Genomic DNA, 20,527 nt, shown 5'->3' with positions numbered 1-20,527 from the left:
ATCTGAATTGATTACGCAACTGGTTGATCCCTTTGAAAGGGCGTGGCAGTTGCAACTGGCGCAAATCAAAGATGACGCCCGACTTCTGGCCGTACCCACTGCAGATGAAGACAGCCAATCGCGTCTTGCACGGCAGGCAGCGTTCTGGAATGCCGGACTAAGTGCCCTGACGCTTGTGATGGGCTTTGTGCCAGTGGTGGGAGAAATGATGCTGTTGTTTGGCGTAGTTCAGTTGGGCGTTGATATCTACGAAGGCATTGAAGCGTGGGAGCGTAACGATAAAGTTGCTGCCCTGGAGCACCTGTTTGACGTGGCGCAAAACCTCACAATGGTCGCGGCACCAGGGGCGGTCAAATCTTTAAACTCTTCACCGGTGGTTAATCGGCTGACCCAAATTACCCTGGGGACTGGTCAGAAACGCTTGTGGAAGCCAGATCTAAAATCGTATGAGCGTCGACCTGAAATTTTGTCAGGCCTCACACCCGATGCTAAAGGGTTGTACCCGTTAAAGGGCGTGCACTACCTTGAGCTCGAGAAAAAGGTTTATCAAGTGCGGGGAGAGGTGGGTTCGGGGGGGATGTCTATTGAGCCGGTACGAAAACCGGATGCTTACAGCCCCACCCTGAGACACAGCGGCAGTGGGGCATGGACCCATGAATTTGACGCGCCGATGCAATGGTCTCGCTTGCAGTTATTTCGGCGCCTTGGTCCCGATACTCAGGTATTTTCCGATGCTATGGCCGAGCACATCTTGTCGCTGAGTGGCACGAGCGAGGGGGAGTTGCGAAAGATGTATGTCGATATCCTGCCAAGGCCACCGCTGTTGGCCGACTGCATCAAACGCATACATCTGAGTGAGCAAATCGAAGGCTTTAGTTTACAGATGCAACAGGGCTTGCATGACAAGGCTGACTTGGCAGCCATGCAACTCGAACTGCTGCCCCGGTTGCCCGGCTGGCCAGACGATCAAGGGTTGCGTGTGGTAGACCTGCAGCGAGGTACCTTCAAGGACTTCGGTGTGAGCCCTGAAAGGGTAAGTGCCAGGACGCAAGTCACTCAGGCGCGCATTGATAAGGGCGAATTACTCATGGCAACACTGGAGTCCATGACGGATACACAGATCCAGACGCTGCTGGAAGATCCCGTCATTGGCACTAAAGAGCAAGCGTCGGCATTGGCACGTAAACTGGGCAACCTGGCTCAATCAACCAAACGTGAGCTGATTACACGCCTTTACACGTCCAACGAGAGCCTTGCGCCGGAGCTGAGAAACATAAGGCTGCAGTTCCCTGGCTTGCCGGTAGGCGTCCTGGAAGAGTTGGCCAGTCACCTTTCGCAGGATGAGTTGACGGGGCTGACCTATCTTGCTCGCTTACCATTGCGTGCTGGCGAAGAAGCGCGCCGTTACGCACAAGAACTGCGTTTAAATCGCGCTTTTGAAGGAATTCTTTGCGAAGCTCTGAGCAACACTGACAGCCAGACACTGGCCTGGCACACGATGCCGCAGCTGGCTGGATGGCCGAAAAAGGTGACAATTTCTGTCCGCAATCATTTAAACAACGAGCAGTTGAGCGTCATTGAAGGTGAGACAGGATCATCTAGGCGTGAAATTTTTAAAAAGGGTGAGCTCTGTGAGTATTCCGGCGCAAGCACCGGCCAACCCTTCACAAGCCCGGATCTGACAGCCTGCGTGTACAAATCGTTGACTGATAATGAACGTAAAGGACTCAATGGCGGTGCACCATTGTCTTATGCAGCGTTCATGTCGAACATAGCAACGCTGGCAACCCAGCAGCGAAGCGGCTCAGCAAAGGCTCTGGGCATGCAAGATATCAAGCCCTGGTTCAAGTCTCCCATGCGTCTTGCTGACGGGAGGGTCGGCTATACGTTGGGCGGGAAGGCCGGGCGTCTCAGCGAAGCAACCAAGGAGCCGATATTAAAGGATTTGGTTCAAGAGCTTTATCCGAACATGTCGGAAGCTCAGACAGGCCAGTTTCTGCGTAATTTGCAGCTTTCACCGGAGTTGGTTGCAAGTGAGTTGGTGGCGCGCAAGGCAGAACTGGATATGTTGCGTAAAACCTTGCAGGAGTGGGAAGAGGCCAGTGTCTGGACCTATCCAGTCAGAGGGTTGCGCACGTTGGTACCGATTCAAACCAAACGTGCCATGAGTCGAGTACTGATCCGCGCCTGGCGCAGGTTGAGTACGGAGGTAAGTCTGGAGGGGGTTGCCGGGTACGAGTTAAATCTTAATGGCTGGCCGGTCGATGCCTTGCCCTCTTTCGAAGCCAATTTTAGTCATGTCCTCTCTTTGTACCTGGCCAACACCACCTGTAAGGTTCCCGCTGTCTTGCTGGATAAATTCACCGAACTGCGCCATCTGTCACTCAATACCACTCAGTTGACCGAGCTTCCGGCCTCTATTGCCAATATGCCAGAGCTGACACATTTGAATCTTCGCAACAATCAAATCGTGTTGACCCCTGAGAGTGTGGAGGTCTTATCGGCGATGACAAAGCTGAAGACGCTGGTATTGACCGGTAACCCGCTGGGTAGAAGTTTTTCGGTGCAACAGATGCCCGACATGCAGCATTTAATTCTGCGTCACACCGGCTTGAACACCTGGCCGACAGGGATTCAGGCACTCAATCATTTGCAAACACTGGACCTGCGCAACAACACCATTAGCCATATCCCGGAAGAAATGCTCACCCAGGCAATGGCTTCTATCAATCGGGTTACCTCCTTGCACGACAATCCGCTGACTCCAGACTCGGTAAGGCGTTTAAATCTATACCGTGACAATCAGCAAAATACGCTGAGCATGGCGAGGGGCCGTGAGCATGCCACAAGAGTTCAGGGCATTGATCATTGGGCTGACGAACCTTCTGCTGTGCAAAGCAGTCTATGGGCGGCTTTGGCGCGCGAACCCGGCTCTGCTGATTTTTTTGCCGTCATTGAAGACCTGAGTACGTCATCGCAATTTGCAAATGCCAGAGTGGATTTGACTCTGCGCGTCTGGGCGCTACTGCAAGCGGCCCATGACAGCACTGAGCTACGCAGCCGTTTGTTCGGCCTGGCTGGACACTTGGGTACCTGTGGCGATGGTATTGCGATGGTATTTGCTGAGCTGGAGCTGGACCACCTGGTGTTTCTGGCGGAGCATTCAGCCCATAGCGAAGACGCAATGCTTAAGCTGGCACGCGGGATGTTTCGTATCGATATGCTCAACAAGCATGTCTTGAGCATCATCAGTGCGCGCATCAATACCATCCATGCCACTCAGAATGAGTATGTGCAGCAACTGCAGGAACTGGTTGATGCCGCAGGCACGAATCTGGCACCAAGGCCTCTGGCCGAGATGCCCGCAGTGGAGCGCCAAGGTGTTGCCTATCGGCTGGGTTCTGCAGAGGGTATAAGGTTGGCCGCTTTGCTCAGCCCGGGAAGCGTGCAACAACAGATAGCGCGCCTTGATCCGCTGGAGATCCAGATGTTTTACCACGTCAATCTGGCCAATTCACTGGAGCTGCCGGCACGGCCTACTAGCATGCGCTTCGGCAACATTGCCAACGTATCCGCTGCGGAACTCGAGTCCGCCAGGCAGTACGTACTTGATCAAGAACAGATGCCTGCATTGCTTGAGTCCATCTCAGGGCAGGAGTTCTGGGGCGATTATTTGCAGAAAAAAACGCCGTCGGCATTCACCGCGGTAATGGACAGGTATCAGGCGTTGCTTGATGAGGTGTACTCGCAGCGTGCCACGCTCAGCAGTGATGAATACAAGCGACAGTCTGAAAGAGTGGGCAATGAGCGCAAGAAGGCTATTGCTGAGGTGGTTACACAGCTAACGAAATTGGTCCTTGAGACCCATCCACTGGCAGTTTCTAAAGCGGGAGAAACACGATCCACAAGGGTCTAAAGGCGCATAAACAGCCCTGAATGCTGAACAGGGCTGTCATTTATGGCTTAACGACGACGGAACAAAGGCATCGGCTCGTCGGTTGAAGACTGGTAGGTCACCGAAAAATCTTTCAGGCCTTCCAGTGCTTCATACGGGTCTTTGTCAGCGCGAATGGCAAACGCGTCAAAGCCGCAGCGGTGAAGATAGAACAACTGGTCACGCAGTACATCGCCAATGGCGCGCAACTCGCCTTTGAAACCATAGCGGTCGCGCAGCAGGCGGGCGTTGGAGTAGCTGCGGCCATCGGTGAATGCCGGGAAATTCAGGGCAATTACCTGGAAGTGTTCAACGTCCTGGCCAATCTCTTCGGCTTCTTCATCGCTGTCCAGCCACACACCCAGGCCGCCGTCACGGGCTTTGAGGGCGTGAGCATGCTCGCGCCACAATGCCAGCGGCACGATCAGGTCGTCACAGTTGGAAATACCGTCGAAGGCCGCGTCCTTTGGCAGCAAGTGCCAGGTTTCGTCGATAACTTCGTTGTTCTTAATTATTCGCTGCATAGACGCGCTCCTTGAAAGGGTCGATGCCGATACGTTGGTAAGTGTCGATAAAACGCTCATCTTCATTGCGTTTTTCAACATAGACGTCGATCAGCTTTTCAATCACATCCGGCATGTCATCTTGCGCGAACGATGGGCCAAGGATCTTGCCCAGGCTGGCATCACGGCTGGCGTTGCCACCCAGCGACACCTGGTAGAACTCAGCGCCTTTCTTGTCCACGCCCAAAATACCGATGTGACCGACGTGGTGGTGACCACAGGCGTTCATGCAACCGGAAATGTTGAGGTCCAGCTCACCGATGTCGAACAGATAGTCCAGGTCTTCAAAACGGCGCTGGATCGATTCGGCAATCGGGATCGACTTGGCGTTGGCCAGCGAGCAGAAGTCACCGCCCGGGCAGCAGATCATGTCGGTCAGCAAACCAATGTTCGGCGTGGCGAAACCTTGTTCGCGCAACTCGCCCCACATGGTGAACAACTGGCCTTCTTCAACATCGGCCAGGATGATGTTCTGCTCGTGGGAGGTGCGCAACTGGCCGAAGCTGTAGCGGTCGGCCATATCGGCAATCGCGTCCCACTGTTTGTCGGTCACGTCACCCGGCGCAACACCGGTGGGTTTCAACGACAGGGTAACGGCAACATAACCCGGCTTTTTGTGGGCCAGGGTGTTGCGGCTGCGCCAGCGGGCAAAGCCTGGATGCTGCTTGTCCAGTTCGGCCAGTTCAGCACCGAAGTCAGGCAGGGCTTTGTAAGCCGGGTCAACGAAGTGCTTGGCGATCCGTTGAACTTCAGCTTCGGTCAGCGTGGTCGAGCCGCCACGCAGGTGAACCATTTCGGCCTCAACGCGTTCAGCGAAGACTTCAGGCGTCAGGGCTTTTACCAGGATCTTGATCCGGGCCTTGTACTTGTTGTCACGACGGCCATAACGGTTGTAAACACGCAGAATGGCTTCGAGGTAGCTCAGCAAGTCTTGCCACGGCAGGAATTCATTAATGAACGCGCCGACCACCGGCGTACGGCCCAGTCCGCCACCCACGAGCACGCGGAAGCCCAGCTCGCCAGCTTCGTTGAACACAGGCTCCAGGCCGATGTCGTGAACTTCGATGGCGGCACGGTCAGACGCCGAGCCATTGATCGCAATTTTGAACTTGCGTGGCAGGTAGGCGAATTCCGGGTGGAAGGTGGTCCACTGACGAACGATTTCGCACCATGGGCGCGAGTCAATCAGCTCATCCGCCGCCACACCGGCGAACTGGTCGGTGGTGACGTTGCGCAGGCAGTTACCGCTGGTCTGGATGGCGTGCATTTGCACGGTGGCCAGTTCTTCCAGAATATCGGGCACGTCTTCGAGAGCCGGCCAGTTGAACTGTACGTTCTGGCGGGTACTGATGTGGGCGTAGCCTTTGTCGTAGTCGCGGGCAATCTTTGCCATCATTCGCGCTTGACGCGAAGTCAGTTGGCCATACGGCACGGCAACCCGCAGCATTGGGGCAAAACGCTGGACATAAAGGCCATTTTGCAGGCGCAGAGGGCGGAACTCTTCTTCGCTCAGCTCCCCTGCCAGGTAGCGTCGGGTTTGATCTCGGAACTGCTTTACGCGGTCCTCGATGATCCGCTGATCGTACTCGTCATATACGTACATATAGGTCCTGTTCTCAGGCTGCTTACAGCTTATCTGCGCGCACGGCCGCGCACTCCCCACGGAGCGGTCGCAAGATACCAGTTTGTAGTTATGCGCAAAAGTGATGTTTAAGCATATGCAAAGAACCAAAGCGACTATAAGAGGCTGATTCTCAATCACTTACTTGTACAAAGGGTATTACGGGTCTTTACTTAAAGACATTCTTCTAAGCATTCACCCATAAAACCGAAAAAAGGCGATGCGATGAGAACTCAAATGAAAGTGCGCAAAACCAGCAGCAGAGTAGATGCGTGGGCCATTCTTTTTCTGGTCATTCTGGTAGCGGCCGCCGCGCTGTTCTGGAGTAGCCATTCATAAATGGCACCCCTCCAAGGAGCTGCCGAGGCACGAAGGCTGCGATCTTTTGATAGTGAGGGTCAAAAGATCGCAGCCTTCGGCAGTTCCTGCAAAAAGGTGATGGCTACTACCTAAAGTCGGCGTACGGGATCAACGGTTCTACCGGCAATGGCAAGTTGCCTTGCCAGGCGTCGAAGGTGTAGCGCAAGTACAGCATGGCCCGGCTTGGGGCGTAGCCTTCGCTGTGCTGATAGAGCAAACCACCGCCCAGTACCAGGTTGTCGGTCAGTCTGCGTTCGGCCAGCCCTTGCAGGCGTATGCCAATACCATTGCTGCTGCCGCCCGAGGTTTGGCCAAGTGGCTCGGCAAGTTCGAAACCTTCCTGGTCGACGACGCTGAGCAGTTTGTCGTTCAACCCGCTCAACGGATAAAGGTCGTTGGATTTGGTTTTGGCATAGGACCAGCCCACCGAGCTTTCCAATGACACCGACCAGTTGGGCGTGCGCCACGCATAGTTCAACGGCACCCCGATCGAGAAGTATTGCTGCGGGCTGTAATACCCGCCCTGACCGAGGGTGTATTCGCTCAGGTCTTTGTCGTAACCCCAGTACATCACCGTCAAACCGGTGCGCATACGTTCATCGGCACGCTCCACAAGCCGGTAATAATACCCGGCCATGGCGGTGTTCTTATGGTTGTTTTCGACGTTCTTACCCCTCAGCCAGTGCTGGCCCAAACTTGCCCATACCCCGTCAACGCCGCCTTCGTCATGGCTCAGGCTCAAGGTCAGGCCGTTTGAGGTCACGCCGCCCCAGGTCACGCCGGTGTTGAGGTCTTTTGCCCCGCTGTAAGACAGGATCGAGTTACTCAACGGGCGACGCGAGCCTGTCAGGGTCCAGCCCAAGGAACCGATTTTGTTGCTGTAGGCCACGCCACCCAGCCAATTGGGCACTTTAAAGGTGTCTGGCGTACGGCCAACGTCGATGTTCCAGGTTTCGTTTTTCCAGCCAGCCGCCAGTGTGGTGCCTCGGGCTGACTGTGAACGGTCTTCACAGCCTGAAAAAATCGGCTCGTCGGTGCCTTTGCGTTTGATGCCTATCGCGCAGGTGCCGTAGCTCTCACGGACAAAACCGTCTTCATCTGCGTCGAACTTGCCCGCATCCATGTCGATTTGTTCCGCCCGGATAAAGCCGCTGCCGTCGGCGATCGGCAAGTCCAGTTGCAAGATGGTGGTCTGGGTGTCGGTGTCCGAGGTGCCCGCCGAAGCATCGTCTGCGCGCCATCCGTAATCGGTATACAGATGCAACGTCGGGTTTTGCCGCTGGTATAACTCGTCGACGTCGCTGCGCAGGCTTCTTTCAAGCCATTCATCGTCGTCTTTTTCACGGCTAGCCAGGGTCATTGCCCGATTGTCGCGCGGGTTGGCCTGCGCGGGTGTGATCAACCCGGCGCCAGCCATGCCTTTGGCGTAGTAGTCCAACGCCTGTTGCGGTTGTTTGGCGGACATCAACCGCGCAGCATCGCGATAGATCGTAGGGTCGTCCTGCGGGTTTTTCAGCAATTGGGCAAACAGCGCCTGAGCTTTGTCGGGTTCACCCACTTCGGCCCAGGCATTGGCTACCAGCCGTTGCTGTGTCGGGGTCAATGCCTCGCCGGGCGCAGGCTTGAACTGTTCCAGCTGGCGGCGTGCGGCGTCCATTTGACGGGTATTGATCAGGGTTTCGATTTGCCCGAGTTGCGCGTCGGTGTTGCCGGGGTCCTTGCGCAGAACGTGCGCATAGAGTTTCTGCGCTTGCGCGTAGTCTTCACGTTCCTGTGCCCAGCGCGCGAGGGTCAGCAGGTCGTCGTTGTCCGGGTTCTGCATCAGCAGGGCAATCGCCTGAGGCTCATTGCCGGCTTTGCGCAAGCTGTCAGCGCGGGCCAGCAGTTCGCTGCGCTGCAGGCGCGCATCCAGCTCGCGCATGGAGTCGTTCCACTGCGCTTTGGGCAACTGCTCCAGCACGCTCAAGGCGCTGGCATTGCGCTCGGTACTGGACAGGTACAGCGCATAGGCATACCGCGCCTCAGGGTTTTGGCCCTGGTGCTGCATCAACTGTTTAAAGCTGTCGTCAGCCGCGCCGGGCTGGTTGATTTCGCGCTGGGCATTGGCCAGACGATAAGTCAGCCAAGGTTCGTCCGGTGTCAGGTTGCGCACTTTGCTGAGTAAAGCCACCACTTGCGGCCAGTCTTTGCGCTCGCTGGCCGCATCGGCCAGGCGGTTCAGTTCATTGACCTCCAGACGACGCCGCTCAGCGGTAAATTCCTTTTGCAGGGAAGGTGGCAAGCCATCAAGAAAAGACTTGGCCTTGTCCGGTGACTGCGCCGAGTACAAGCGCATCAGCCCACGCACGGCACTGGTGTTGGTGGGTTCTAGGCGCCGCGCCTGCAGCAGCAGGATTTCGGCTTGGGGCGCATTGTTTTGAGCCACGGCCAGGTCAGCCAGACCGATCAGCGGATCTGCATCCTGGGGCTTGGTCTTGCTTGCCTGCTGGAAGGCATTGCGTGCGGCGTTGAAATCTTTGCGCTCCAGCGCCTTGTCACCTTGAGCGAGCAGACGCTGATAACGGGTGGCGTCCATCAAGTCCTGCCACCGGCTGATAAAGGAGGTGTCTTGCTCTTTGCTGTGCGCGGCCGTGAACGCAGTGTAGGCCGCGTCATAGCGGCCTTGCCTGAACAAGGACAGGCCTAGCGCGCCGTACAGGCTCGGGTCTTCGGGGTAATGCTTGAGTGCGCGCCGTAACAGGGCTTCTGCCGCCACCGGGTTTTGCGACCGGTCAATCATCTGTTTGCCGCGCGTACCGGCGACCCAGGCCGGATCTGCGAGCAATTGCTGCTGAACCTTAAGCTTTTGGGTGGCTTCGTTCAGGAGCGGAGAACGTGGATAGCGCTGCAAATACGCTTGCCAAGCCAACGTGGTGGAGCGGTCAACCGGCAAGGTGCTGAGGTACTCGTATTCGCGCTCTGCTGCCGGGCCACTGGCGTTAGGGTCGGTCGACAGTTGGTGCAGCACTGCCAGCGCTTCGGCATTGCGTTTTTCTCGAAACAGCAAGTCGGCCAGGGTTTGGCGCAGGCCGATGTTGCCGGGGTATTGCACATCCAGGGCTTTCAACTGCTCGATGGCGCGCGGACGTTGCCCGGGGATATTGCTGCGAATACGCAGGTATTCCAAAGCAGTGGCAAAGTCTGGCGGGGCATTGCCAAACAATTGTTCAAAAATGGCCGCCGCCTCTTCAGGGCGACCCGCAGCGGCATACAGACGCGCCTGTTGCAATTGCTTCTGGGCTTGTGGGTCTTGCAGCTTCATCAGGTTTTGCGCCTGACGCAGTGCTAACGAGTCAGGCGCCAATTGTTGCAGATGGGCCAGACGCTGCTTGGCCAGGTCCGGATTTTTGTCCAGCAAGGCCTGACGCACTGAAGCCGCCAGGGCTTGCGGGTTGTTCGGCGCGATCAACCACAGCCGCGCCAACGAATCGCGCACCAGGTCTTCCTGATACAAGGCTTCGCCAATGCGCACCTGTTCCAGCAACCACTGTTGTTGGTCCTGGAGACTGACTGGCTGTGCCAGTGCCGAAGTCGAGATACCGCTGAACAAAACTGCCCATGCCATTAGTTTTTGCATGTGTTAACCCACGCCGGTAAAAGCTGACCATCCTTGTCAAAGCGATAGCGTTGTTCATTCCAGCCCTGGCCAAACAACAGCAAGGACTGGTTGTAATAAGCATCCGCTGCGGGTGGCTCGTGCTGTACCCGTGCCTGCTGCACGACATACGCCGGTGAGCCGGTACTGGCGAGCAGTGGCAACAGGGCGGCCGAGAAACCCACGGGGCCGGTGCCGGTGTACTGGGCGGTGAGGGCGTCTACCGACTCTGGCGGATAACCCAGGGTTTGGGTGAGCGTAGCCATGGGTGCAAACTGCGCCTGCAAGGCCTGACGACCCGCCGCGTCCTTGGCCAGCATGCCGACCCACAGGTACACGCGAATCGCATCATAGCTGCCGGTACTGCCGCTCTTGGGGTCAGGCGCCCAGCCGCCCCCGGCTTTCCACAACAGCCAGTTGGAGGCAAAGCCCTTGGGTGAACCTTCGACCAGCATGCGCTGTTGACTGGCCGCCAGTTCAGCCCAAATGGGCGCTACCTTGGCAAAGCGGGCAAGCAATTGCGGCGGCAGGTAGCTGGGGTTCAGCCGCCAGCCTTCAGGGCTGTCAAACCCTGTATCGCCCGGCAGTAACATCAGGCCCAACCCTGGCAGCGGCCGCAAGCTTTGCGCTGCAGTGCGCCAAAGCATATTTTGCCCCAGCTCCAGGTACTCCGGCGACTCCCACAAACGCCCGGCTTCGAGCAGGGTGTAGGCGATCCACAGATCGGCATCCGTGGCATTGTTGCTGTCGAGCACCTGCCATTTGCCGGACTCGGAGCGGCCCCATTCCCAGGCGGGCAGGTGCGCATCCAGGCTGCCGTCCGCCAGATTGTTGTGGGTCCACTCCAGGATCCGCTCAAAGCTTTTGCGATCATTGGCGAGCAAGGCGAAAAACAAGCCATAACTCTGACCTTCCGAAGTGGTGATCAATTGCTTGGACGAGCGATCAATGATGCGCCCGTCGCTGCTCATCATGGCCTGCTTGTAATTGTCCCAGGCAGACCAGTCACAGCTCGCGGCACTCGCTGCCTGAGGTAACAAGCCAAGGGTCAAGCTCAGAGCGAGCACTGCAAGACGTGGCATTGATCAGTCATCCTTGTGCAAGCGGCGGTGAGCTGCCCAGCTCAGGGCGCGCCACAACAGGAAAGCACTCAGCAATACGCTGATTACCGCCAGAATTGCCAGCAGAACCGGGTGCTCCGAGAGCTGGTACCACATCAGCAGGTACCACGGCAGGTTACCCACGTAGTACTGATCACCTACCAGTTGACTGTAGATCCCGCTGCTGCGAATCAGCGCCACGGAACCGGCCACGGCATCCATTTTGCCACTGTCGACCAGGGTTTCACGCAGCAGGTTGAAGTCGGCATCGTCATTGCCCAGCAAACCTACAACGCTGCGTTGGTTATGCGAAGGCGACTGCATGCCGATGATGGCGGCGATAGGCGCCTGAGCGGTAACTTCAACCCGGTTGGCTGGCTGGTTACGATCGTCAGTGGACGGGCCACGGCGGTTGGTGGCATCCATGGCAGTGTTGCCGTAAGGCTGCACCAGCATGTCGTGCTGGCGTTGCAACAACAGGCTGAGGTCCGGGTTGTCGCGCATTTCAGGCGCCATTTGGCCCAGCAACAGCAGGTCGGCATCTTCTTTGGAGGCCGATGCCCAGTCATCACTCAGGCGTACGCCAAAGGCCGGGTAGCCAGTGCGGGCAGAAATACTGGCCACGGCTTCCAGCAGGGTGCTGATTTGCGTCGGGGTGCCTTTGCTCGGCACCACTACGATGGATTCCGACATGTCGGCCATGCGGCTGAACGGGAAGCCGCTGCGGGCAAAGACCTTGAGGTCAGGCATGCTGATGTAGTGGTGATAGCCGGACAAGTCGATGGTTGAGTCTTCATCGATAATCGCCTGGGTATTGGCCGGCAGAATGGTCTGGCAGTGATCGCGCTGGGCGCTGCCCATGGTGCTGGCGAAGCTGAAGTCAAAGCGCAGGCGGTTACGGTCACCGATTTTAAGCGACGGTACGATCAGCTTGTCGTTGACGTTGGCCGAGTCATTGGACAGAACCGACAAGCGCAGCTCTTCAAAACGGCTGTTGTCTTTGCGGGTCAGCGGCAGGCTGGTGATGAACTGATCGTTGAGGCTGATGTTCAGGCGTGAATCATCATTGGCCGACGGTGCGGTGTAGCGGTATTGCGTGCGCAGCGGGATCCCCTGGTTACGCCAGACAAACAGGTCAGGCGGCAGGTTGATGTCCAGGGTAATCGGCCGTGGTTGCAGGCCGCTGACTTGTAGTTGCTGCGGGTAGTCGATCAGTTCGGCAAAGCGCACAGGGCGATCGGTGCGCATCCAGGCCGGAGCGTCGTAAGGCTTGCGCGGTTGCAGCTCTTCAACTTTGTTGATGGTTGCCCGCGAGCCGCGTAACAGTTTGCCGCCCAGCGCCAGCGCCTTGGCCGCCGTGGTGAGGTCTTCTTCGTTACGGCCCATCACCAGCAACACTTTGCTGTAAGGCGCATCCGGATGATCAATCAACTCAACCACTGGCGCATCGACGGCCGGGAATTTCTCCAGGTCGCTCATAAACGCCGGGCGATGGTCGTTGGTGGCAAATACCACGGTTGGCTGGGTGGCTTCCTTGCTTTGCACGCTAGGTAAGGTGTCAAACAGTACCGGGAACTTGGAGCCACGCCAGTTGGCCTGGCTGCCGAAGTACGAGGCCAGAATCGCGGCGGCGCGTTGCTCGCCCAGCGTCGGGTTTGCGGCAAACACAAACGGCAATTCCAGCGTGCCGCTGTTGCGCGGGTCAAAGAATGGCAGCGGGAAATACGCCAGGTCGTTGGTCAGGCTCAGCGCCTGTTCTTGCAGGGTCAAGCTGCTGCTGCGGCTGATATTGACCCACAGGGTGTTGTTGGCCGGGTCTTCGCAGATGTCGGTGTAGTGGCCGATAAATTCAAGGCGAATACGGTTGAAGTCCGCAATCATCCGGGGATCGAGGGCCATTTTTTGCTGAGTCTGGCGCCCCAGTTGATCTTTTTCGATGGGCAATACGCCCATCAACACGTCATTGAGGTATACCCGAATATGCGAAAGCGTCGGGATCAACGAAGGCGAGGGCGTGTAGTTCAGTTGCAGGCTGGCATCGCTGGCGATGCGGTCGCGGCGCAAGGTGAACTCAACCTGCTCGGCACTGTTGATACCCAGCAGCAGTGTGTCGGTCGGACGCCCCAATTGTTCGAAGGTACGCGTGACGGTCCAGCTTGGCAGCGGGTCGGTACTCTGCGTGATTGCAGGTTTACCCTGCGTCGCCGCGCTGCCGGTTGGCAGAGGCAGAGGGGCAGCCATCAGGTCGCAGGCGAGGGTCATCAGCGCGAGGCTGGCGAAAATATTTTTTTTGGCGAATCGACTCATGATTTGCTCACTGGCCGGGAAATAAGAGGGGTGGACGCTTTGGGCATGCGCGGCAAAAAGCTGCCCAGCCATTGCAGTACTCGCACAAAAGGCCGTGCCAGATGGCGCAGCCATGAAGGCAGATACTGATAAAGGCGGTAGTAGCCTTTAGCGCCCAGGGCGAGAATTTCTTTGAGGCTCTGAACCGGTTTGTCCGCTTCAAAGCCGCTGTTGTAATCGAGCCAGGCATCGGCCCGGCCAAAGGTGCACTGCACAAATTCGATTTTTTGCTCGGGTGGCAAATCGGCAAAGTTCAGGCCCATAAACAAGTCTTTGGAACGCGTGAGGGTGCCGGTGAAGACAAACTCGCGGCTGCCGCGCTGCAGGATCAACGACACCAGCGAGCCGGTGGCCAGCGGCAACGGCTGATTGAGCAACAGGCCAACACCGCCGTCGGAGTAGTCCACCAGCTCACACGGGTAGCGATGGCCGTCGGCCAGTTTTATCGCGCCGGGCAGGCGGGTTTGCACCCGATGGGTTTGCCGGACCTGGCGCACTTCAGCCGCCACGGCCACAGCCGCACCAATAATCAGCAGGTTGTAGATCACCCACAGCACACTGACGATCACCGTGATGATCTCGTCGGCAGGCCCGGTAAACAGCCGCCATACAGCAAAGCCCAGACCTAATACGTTGAGGATCGAAAGCACCAGATACGGCTTGGCGGTCTGCCAGTCGAACTGGTTTTCTTCCATCAACCCGCCTTTGGCGGTCACGTTGAACTTGCCCCGCGAAGGGCTGAACAGGGCCACGGTGGTTGGCCGGGCGATGTACCAGGCCAGTACCGTCTCGTAAACCTCTCCCCAGAATGTTTGGCGATAGGCGCCTTGCATCCGCGAGTTGGTCAGGCTGGCGTGGATCATGTGCGGCAGTACGTACAGCAGAATCATCAAGGCCGGGGCATAGATGATGTAGGCGTGCAGCAGCAGGAAGGCGAGCGGCGCGGTCAGGAACACCAGCCGTGGCAGGCCTACCAGAAAGTGCAACATGGCGTTGGCGTAACAGACCCGCTGGAAGATCGTCAGGCCTTTGCCCATCAGCGGGTTGTCGGTGCGGAAAATCTGCACCATTCCCCGTGCCCAGCGAATACGCTGGCCAATGTGTGCCGACAGGCTCTCAGTGGCCAGGCCCGCCGCCTGCGGAATGCGCAAGTAGGCGGAGTTCCAGCCTTTGCGGTGCAAGCGCAAGGCGGTGTGAGCGTCCTCAGTGACTGTTTCGACAGCAAACCCGCCTATGGACTCAATCGCCGTGCGCCGCACGATTGCACACGAACCGCAGAAAAACGCCGCGTTCCACATGTCGTTGCCATCTTGTACCAGGCCATAAAACAGCTCGCCTTCGTTGGGGCGGTTGCGGAAGGTGCCCAGGTTACGCTCGAACGGATCGGGCGACAGAAAGTGGTGCGGGGTTTGTACCAGCGCCAGTTTCGGGTCACGCAAAAACCAGCCAACGGTCAATTGCAGGAATGAGCGGGCAGGCATGTGGTCGCAGTCGAAAATCGCTACCAGTTCACCGTCAATCTGCGTCAAGGCATGGTTGAGGTTACCGGCCTTGGCATGGCGGTTGTCGGTACGGGCGATGTAATTGATGCCCACTTCATCGGCAAAGGTTTTGAAGCTTGGGCGGTTGCCGTCATCCAGCAAATGGATGCGCAGTTTGTCTTTCGGCCAGTCAATGCCCAGCGCGGCGTACACCGTGCCACGGGTGACTGACAGTTCTTCGTTATAGGTCGGGATCAGCAGGTCAACAGTTGGCCACTGGCTCGGGTCTGCTGGCAACTGCGCGGGTTTGCGGTTCAGCGGCCATGACGTTTGCACGTAGCCGAGAATCAGCACCATCCAGGAGTAGGTCTCGGCCAGTAGCAGGATCAGCCCGCAGACGAGGTCCAGGCTGTCACTCCAGTTCAGCGTTGAGGTGTAGCGCCACCACAAATAGCGGCACGAAATGATCACTGACAAGGCAATCAGCAGCAGCGTCGGAAAACGCCCCGGCAAGCGTCGCACCAGCATTGCAATGGCCCACAACAGCACCACAAACACCAACTGGGCCAGGTAACCGAAGGGTTCGGTCACGCAGATAAACACCAGCACCACCACCAAGGCTCCGATGGCGATATAGAGTAATTTGCGCAGCGGCCAGTGCATCGAGCTCCACCAGCGCGAACCTTTACGCACCTGCTGGCTGATGGCTGAAGGCAACTGTTCAAAGCTGTTGGCCAGCAGATTCCAGGGCTTTTGCACAATGCCGATCAAAGCCTTGAACGCACTGGCGAAACGACGGCGGGTACGCTGACGCTGAGGCAAGCTTTGCTCACCCGGGCGCACCAGCAATAGCCAGGCGATCTGGATGATATAACGCAGCGGGTCGCCAATAGTGGGGCGTTTGTCTGCCAAGTGCGGGAACAGGCTGCGGTGTTGCGCGCGCAGGGCCTTCCACGACGGGGCTTCCAGACGCAGGAATATCCAGCCAAAAGCCTGGATCAGTGCCAGCACCAAGGCTGTGAAACGGGTGCAGTTCTGTTCACGGCGCAAATAGGTGTAGGGGAACCAGCGGTCGATCATTCAAGCCTCCCGCCACGCAGCAGGCACCAACTGGCCAGGCTGATCAGGTCTTGAGCAATCAGGCTGCCCGGTGCATACCGGCCGGTGGGTTCACGCTTGGCCAAGGCTTCAGACATGGCTTCATCGGCATGCAAATGGATGGGCAACAAATGCTTGCCGAAATGGTTCTGCCAAAGCAGCAACATATCGCGCTGCAACTGGCTGGCCGGCTCAAAGCGATTGATCAACAAGCGCGCCGCACTGCTGCGCATCGGCTGCAGCAGTACATGGCTCGCCGCGTCGAGGTTCAACACCGTGAGGGCTATGTCGCACCGCGGGTTGCTAGCATGCCCCGGCAAACGCTGTGGCAGGTCAAACAGCACCCAGTCATAGCTGTCGGCCAGGCTGGTTTGGCGTTGCGCCCACAGTTGCGAATGCTCACGCAGCAAGGTGTCGAGTTGCAGGTGCTGCTCAACGGCGAGCGTACCGTAGGGCAATACGTCCAGACCCGGCTCAATGTTCCAGGCGTCTTGATACCACGGGCTGTTATTGAGCGTGGCAGGGGCCCAGCCACCCGGCAGTGCGTAATCAAGATTGAAATGCAGGCCCAGGGTGTTTTCCGGGCACATATCAACCACCAGCACTTTCTGCCCGAGGGTTGACATTGCATAGCCGAGTGCCGCGAGGGTTGAGCTGGTGCCTACTCCGCCGCGAATACCTTGCAGGCTCAGGGCGATCATGGAGTGTCGTCCAGAGCGGCAGTCTTGTGCCGCGCCTCAAGGTGGGCCAGTAACGGCCAGCGCTCAAGGGCTTGCAGCAACTCCACCTGCGCAGAGATATCGACGTAGCGCAGGTCGGGCAGGTCCACCATGAATTTAAGGCGTTCAATATCATCGGCGCGCTCATTGCGCGACAGGATGTCCGCGCTTATTTGAGCTGCTGTGGGTAAGGTAGCCATCCACCGTTCTCCTTGATTCGAACATAAGGTTTGCCGTTGTAATCGAGCACAACGGTCCCTGAGTTTTCCGATACTTTTGCGGTTTGCGGCAGGTCCTGGAGCAAGGCTGACCAGTCCACGGTCTGGCCGTTGCTGAGCTGCGGGCTGGCATACAGGCGTGCAATGATTTCAGCGATAGCCAGGTAGCTGCTTGGCTGAGTGATATGCACCGGCTCGGTCTGGCCGTCGTCGCCCATGTTGATCAGCTTGAGGCCCACCGGCACATGGGTGATGGACTCGCTAGGGATTTCACGCATGCCGGAGATCTGCATGCGGTCACCGTGCAAGGCGGCGCCATGCTCAGGCACGATGGCCACCACCACGCGACGTCCGCTTTTTTGCAGCTCTTTGATGAAGGCGTTGAGATCGTCAAGCAATACCTGGGCGCGGCTGCTGTAGTCCGCCGCCTGGGTGCCGCCATCGGCTCTCACCTGACGGTTGCCGTCATGCAGGCTGGTGGTGTTGTAGAACAGGGCCATGTTCGGCTGATCGCTGTTCAAACGGTGTTGCCACCATTTACTCAGTACGTCACGGTCGCGCCAGATCGGCGAACCGTCAAAGCCGACATAGGTACGCTGCAAACCGGCCGGGATGACGCCCAGGGCAGGTGGAGGCAATTGGCCCTGATCGCGAACCTCTTGCAAGAAGCCATCGAACTCGCCGGTGTGGTTGAGCATCAACTCATCGGTAAAGCCCAGCTTGCGCAAATCGTCGAACAGCAGGCATTGATCGGGCGGCTGTTTATACAACTGAGCGTGCGAGGTCTGCCCGCAACTGGCGCGCAGCAGCCGAATGGCGGCAGGGCCGCTATAGGCTGTCGCCGAGTTGAAGTTGTCGAAGATCACGTCCATCTGGCTGAACAACGAGTTGTTGCGCAGCCCCACGGCATCAAGGTCATCCCAGGCCAACGAGCAGATGTTGATGACCAGCAGGTCAAAGGGCGGCGGTTTGACTGCGGGCTCTTTGAACTCAACCTTACGCTGCGCTTCGTTCTTGTAGAACGTATCGAGGTAGGCGTTAAGCGTCGCATCGTCCGGCTCACCGCCGCCGCTGCTGACCGGTGTCGCAGCACCGCTGGTGTTGCTGGCCATTGGCAGGGTCACGGGTGCTGGCAGCAATGCTTGCAAGCTACCCAGGCTCAACCAGACAAACCCCATCAGCGTCAGTGTGGTGAGGCGTAACCAGGGGCTGATAAACAGGTAGCCAATGATCAGCACCAACAGCAGGGCGCACACTTGCCAGTCAATAAAGCGCCCCAGCAACTCAATGATGTAATCCGGTGAGAAGTTCAGGACACCGGGCTGCGCCAGCAAACGGCTGAAGGGCGGGAACCAGGTGTCCTGGTACAGCAGGGCGACGGCCACGGGAATCGCCAGCAACGTGCGGGCACGGCGCAGCATTGGGTGGGCGATCGGTATAAGCAGTGCCAGGGCAAAAATCAGGTTGGGCACGATCTGAAAGTTCAGGTGCCCGGTCCAGGTCAACAGGAACTTGCCGAGGAAATACAGGTTCCAGGCACCCAGTCCGCGCCATACCGTGGTCAGTTTTTGCGGTGCAACCGCAGGTTTAGACAGATTCATCCGGCGCTCTCATCGAAGGGCTGGCGGGTGCACGACGTCTGACACCGCGGGATTTCAGGTAACGCGGCGGCAAGTACTGCTCAAAATGCGCTTTGAGGTACTGGCGAATACGCTGTGAGAACAAAGTCAGGAGTACGGTTACCCCGCAGGTCAGGGCAATGACCTGCACAAGTTCCATAAAGGTCATGGCTGTGGCTCGCTGACAGTCAAAGTGATGCGCTGCGGTTTAATCGCGGCACGGCTTCCGGGAGCCGGTTGGGCCATGATCAGCGGCTCAACGGGAATATTCAGATGAGGGGGCACAGAGTCATCTTCCATAAAGGCATCTTGATCCAGATCCGTCGGGCTGCTCAGCGCCTGACGAGTCAAAAACAGGTCGCGCCAGGGCAGGCGGCAGATGTTGGCCAGCGCTGGCTCCAACGCGTCTGCACGGCAGGCAAACAGAAACAGGTACAGGTCGCCGTTGAGCAAGCAGGCGAAATCCCCCAGTCGGCGTAAACACATCTGGTTCAGAAACAGCTCTTGTTTGAGCCCGGCAACGGGTTGGAACTTGAGCAGTTGATGGGGCACTTCACCGGAGCTGTTTTGATACAGGTGTTGCACCTGGGTGATGAACTCACGGGGGCTTACCAGGCCGCGAATGGCCGGTGGCCGCTGGCGCTCAAGCAATGTGGCAAAGTCGGTGCCCTGGGTGTGCTGCCAGCGTTGGCCCTGAATACTTTCGATCAGGCTCAAAAAGCGCGATAGCAGGGTGCCGTCAGGGATGATCAAGTTAACCCCGCAGGCCAATAGCAAACGCTCGTCGCGATAGCGCACGGCGGGTTCGAGTTCACGCACCACAATCTTTAAAGCCGGGCCGCACTGTTCGCGCAGGTCATGCAGTTGCTGCGCCAGCTCCAGCAGTTGATGGCTGCTGTCGATACCGACTATCACCGTGGCTGCGGTGGCAGAAGCGGCTTGCTGAAGTAACGTCTGGCGGTCATTGAACAGGTACCAGTGATTGGACAGCGGCGGGCTGCCTTCAAGCACCGTGCGTTCAGCGAGGTAGACATGCTGGTCGTCAGCGACGCGCGGTGCGATGTCGGCAACGGGTTCCGGAATCAAGGCCAGGGTTTTGTTGCGGGTCGAGAGTTTGAACTCCAGCCCGGCGCTCACGCCAATGTCGTTGTACCAAAAGTGCACGTGATAGCGGGTTTCGCCGTTGTGTCGATATAGCCGACTCAACCCGGAGAGTTGCTCATTGAGGGCCAGCAACTGGGCATGCAGCGGCGAAGCTTCGCCGTGGGCGATCACCAACAGGGTGGCGTTTCTGTCCCGTAGCCACGGGCGCAAGTGTTCGCACCAATGCTGCAGGCGTTTTGCCTCCGTGGCCTCGGTCCAGCTGTTGGCCGGCACCAGCAACACAATCTGGCTATGGGGGGCGATCCGCGCGCGAACCAGATCGCGGGTCAATGTGGCCAGCCCCGGCGCGATCACTTTTTGTGCGATTTCAAACAGTTTGAGTTTGTCCGGACCGCGATCAGGGGCGATCTCGTCAATGACGGTCTGAACGGGGTCTGCACACACAATCAGTGCGGCGGGGGTACTGGAGGGCAGGCTTTCCAGAAACTGACGGGCCAGCAGTCTTGCATCATCAGGCTGGTTGGCCGTAATCCAGTACAAGCCGCCAGCGCGTAAAGCAATGTGTTGGTCCAGTAATCCGTGGATGCCGAGATTGATATAAGGCAAACGCTACGTTCTCTTCCAGGAGGTTCACGAGCGAATGGCGGGGGTTGTTATTAAATACGCCATTCATTCGGTGCTTGCAGGACAGTCATCCGCCTTCAAGCCTGAGTAGTTTTCAATGGCGTCA

General features: G+C 57.8%; 12 protein-coding genes. 1 reads left to right on the top strand and 11 read right to left on the bottom strand.

Features of this window, described 5'->3' with window-relative positions; translation table 11 throughout:
* The first annotated feature begins 7 nt into the window (after nucleotides 1-7).
* Entirely contained in the window at nucleotides 8-3,916 is a 3,909-nt protein-coding gene (locus GHO32_RS11775) for an NEL-type E3 ubiquitin ligase domain-containing protein (protein WP_153335383.1), read from the top strand.
* Nucleotides 3,917-3,963: 47 nt separating this feature from the next.
* Here GHO32_RS11775 and GHO32_RS11770 read toward each other — a convergent pair whose 3' ends face one another.
* The 11 genes from GHO32_RS11770 to bcsE form a co-directional block, all read right to left on the bottom strand.
* On the bottom strand, nucleotides 3,964-4,458 hold the full coding sequence (locus tag GHO32_RS11770; protein ID WP_153335382.1) for a DUF934 domain-containing protein: 495 nt from the start codon (nucleotides 4,456-4,458) through the stop codon (nucleotides 3,964-3,966).
* Entirely contained in the window at nucleotides 4,442-6,100 is a 1,659-nt protein-coding gene (locus tag GHO32_RS11765) for a nitrite/sulfite reductase (protein WP_153328905.1), read from the bottom strand. Before GHO32_RS11765 ends, GHO32_RS11770 begins: the two co-directional genes overlap by 17 nt.
* A 463-nt stretch (nucleotides 6,101-6,563) precedes the next feature.
* A complete protein-coding gene (gene bcsC / locus GHO32_RS11760; protein ID WP_153335381.1) occupies nucleotides 6,564-10,082 on the bottom strand; it encodes a cellulose synthase complex outer membrane protein BcsC in 3,519 nt (1,172 codons plus the stop codon).
* Nucleotides 10,082-11,194, bottom strand: coding sequence for a cellulose synthase complex periplasmic endoglucanase BcsZ (gene bcsZ / locus GHO32_RS11755; protein WP_153335380.1), 1,113 nt, complete (start codon nucleotides 11,192-11,194; stop codon nucleotides 10,082-10,084). The genes bcsC and bcsZ overlap by 1 nt, the downstream gene beginning before the upstream one ends.
* Before the next feature lie 3 nt (nucleotides 11,195-11,197).
* The gene (gene bcsB, locus GHO32_RS11750; RefSeq protein WP_153335379.1) at nucleotides 11,198-13,519 is read right to left on the bottom strand and encodes a cellulose biosynthesis cyclic di-GMP-binding regulatory protein BcsB; all 2,322 of its coding nucleotides are present in this window, start codon (nucleotides 13,517-13,519) and stop codon (nucleotides 11,198-11,200) included.
* Nucleotides 13,516-16,119 (bottom strand): UDP-forming cellulose synthase catalytic subunit, encoded by a 2,604-nt coding sequence (bcsA, locus tag GHO32_RS11745; protein WP_153335378.1) that lies wholly within the window; start codon nucleotides 16,117-16,119, stop codon nucleotides 13,516-13,518. Before bcsA ends, bcsB begins: the two co-directional genes overlap by 4 nt.
* Entirely contained in the window at nucleotides 16,116-16,838 is a 723-nt protein-coding gene (gene bcsQ / locus GHO32_RS11740) for a cellulose biosynthesis protein BcsQ (protein WP_153335377.1), read from the bottom strand. Before bcsQ ends, bcsA begins: the two co-directional genes overlap by 4 nt.
* Nucleotides 16,835-17,056, bottom strand: a complete 222-nt coding sequence (gene bcsR / locus GHO32_RS11735; protein ID WP_123749132.1) for a cellulose biosynthesis protein BcsR — start codon at nucleotides 17,054-17,056, stop codon at nucleotides 16,835-16,837. The genes bcsQ and bcsR overlap by 4 nt, the downstream gene beginning before the upstream one ends.
* On the bottom strand, nucleotides 17,026-18,675 hold the full coding sequence (gene bcsG, locus GHO32_RS11730) for a cellulose biosynthesis protein BcsG (RefSeq protein WP_153335376.1): 1,650 nt from the start codon (nucleotides 18,673-18,675) through the stop codon (nucleotides 17,026-17,028). The genes bcsR and bcsG overlap by 31 nt, the downstream gene beginning before the upstream one ends.
* Nucleotides 18,662-18,862 carry a cellulose biosynthesis protein BcsF gene (gene bcsF, locus GHO32_RS11725; protein WP_153335375.1) on the bottom strand — a complete coding sequence of 67 codons (201 nt, stop codon included), beginning with the start codon at nucleotides 18,860-18,862 and terminating at the stop codon, nucleotides 18,662-18,664. Before bcsF ends, bcsG begins: the two co-directional genes overlap by 14 nt.
* Nucleotides 18,859-20,403 (bottom strand): cellulose biosynthesis protein BcsE, encoded by a 1,545-nt coding sequence (bcsE, locus tag GHO32_RS11720; protein ID WP_153335374.1) that lies wholly within the window; start codon nucleotides 20,401-20,403, stop codon nucleotides 18,859-18,861. The genes bcsF and bcsE overlap by 4 nt, the downstream gene beginning before the upstream one ends.
* Between the last annotated feature and the right edge of the window lie 124 nt (nucleotides 20,404-20,527).

It is taken from the genome of Pseudomonas sp. FSL R10-2189, assembly GCF_009600325.1.
Classification (GTDB): Bacteria; Pseudomonadota; Gammaproteobacteria; order Pseudomonadales; family Pseudomonadaceae; genus Aquipseudomonas; species Aquipseudomonas helleri.
This window is presented reverse-complemented; position numbering and strand designations above follow the sequence as displayed.

Coding starts and splice junctions, on each gene's coding strand:
- bcsB (WP_153335379.1), bottom strand. CDS start 13,519: ATGAGTCGATTCGCCAAAAAAAATATTTTCGCCAGCCTCGCGCTGATG.
- bcsQ (WP_153335377.1), bottom strand. CDS start 16,838: ATGATCGCCCTGAGCCTGCAAGGTATTCGCGGCGGAGTAGGCACCAGC.
- bcsF (WP_153335375.1), bottom strand. CDS start 18,862: ATGACCTTTATGGAACTTGTGCAGGTCATTGCCCTGACCTGCGGGGTA.
- GHO32_RS11770 (WP_153335382.1), bottom strand. CDS start 4,458: ATGCAGCGAATAATTAAGAACAACGAAGTTATCGACGAAACCTGGCAC.
- bcsA (WP_153335378.1), bottom strand. CDS start 16,119: ATGATCGACCGCTGGTTCCCCTACACCTATTTGCGCCGTGAACAGAAC.
- bcsR (WP_123749132.1), bottom strand. CDS start 17,056: ATGGCTACCTTACCCACAGCAGCTCAAATAAGCGCGGACATCCTGTCG.
- bcsC (WP_153335381.1), bottom strand. CDS start 10,082: ATGGCATGGGCAGTTTTGTTCAGCGGTATCTCGACTTCGGCACTGGCA.
- bcsG (WP_153335376.1), bottom strand. CDS start 18,675: ATGAATCTGTCTAAACCTGCGGTTGCACCGCAAAAACTGACCACGGTA.
- bcsZ (WP_153335380.1), bottom strand. CDS start 11,194: ATGCCACGTCTTGCAGTGCTCGCTCTGAGCTTGACCCTTGGCTTGTTA.
- GHO32_RS11765 (WP_153328905.1), bottom strand. CDS start 6,100: ATGTACGTATATGACGAGTACGATCAGCGGATCATCGAGGACCGCGTA.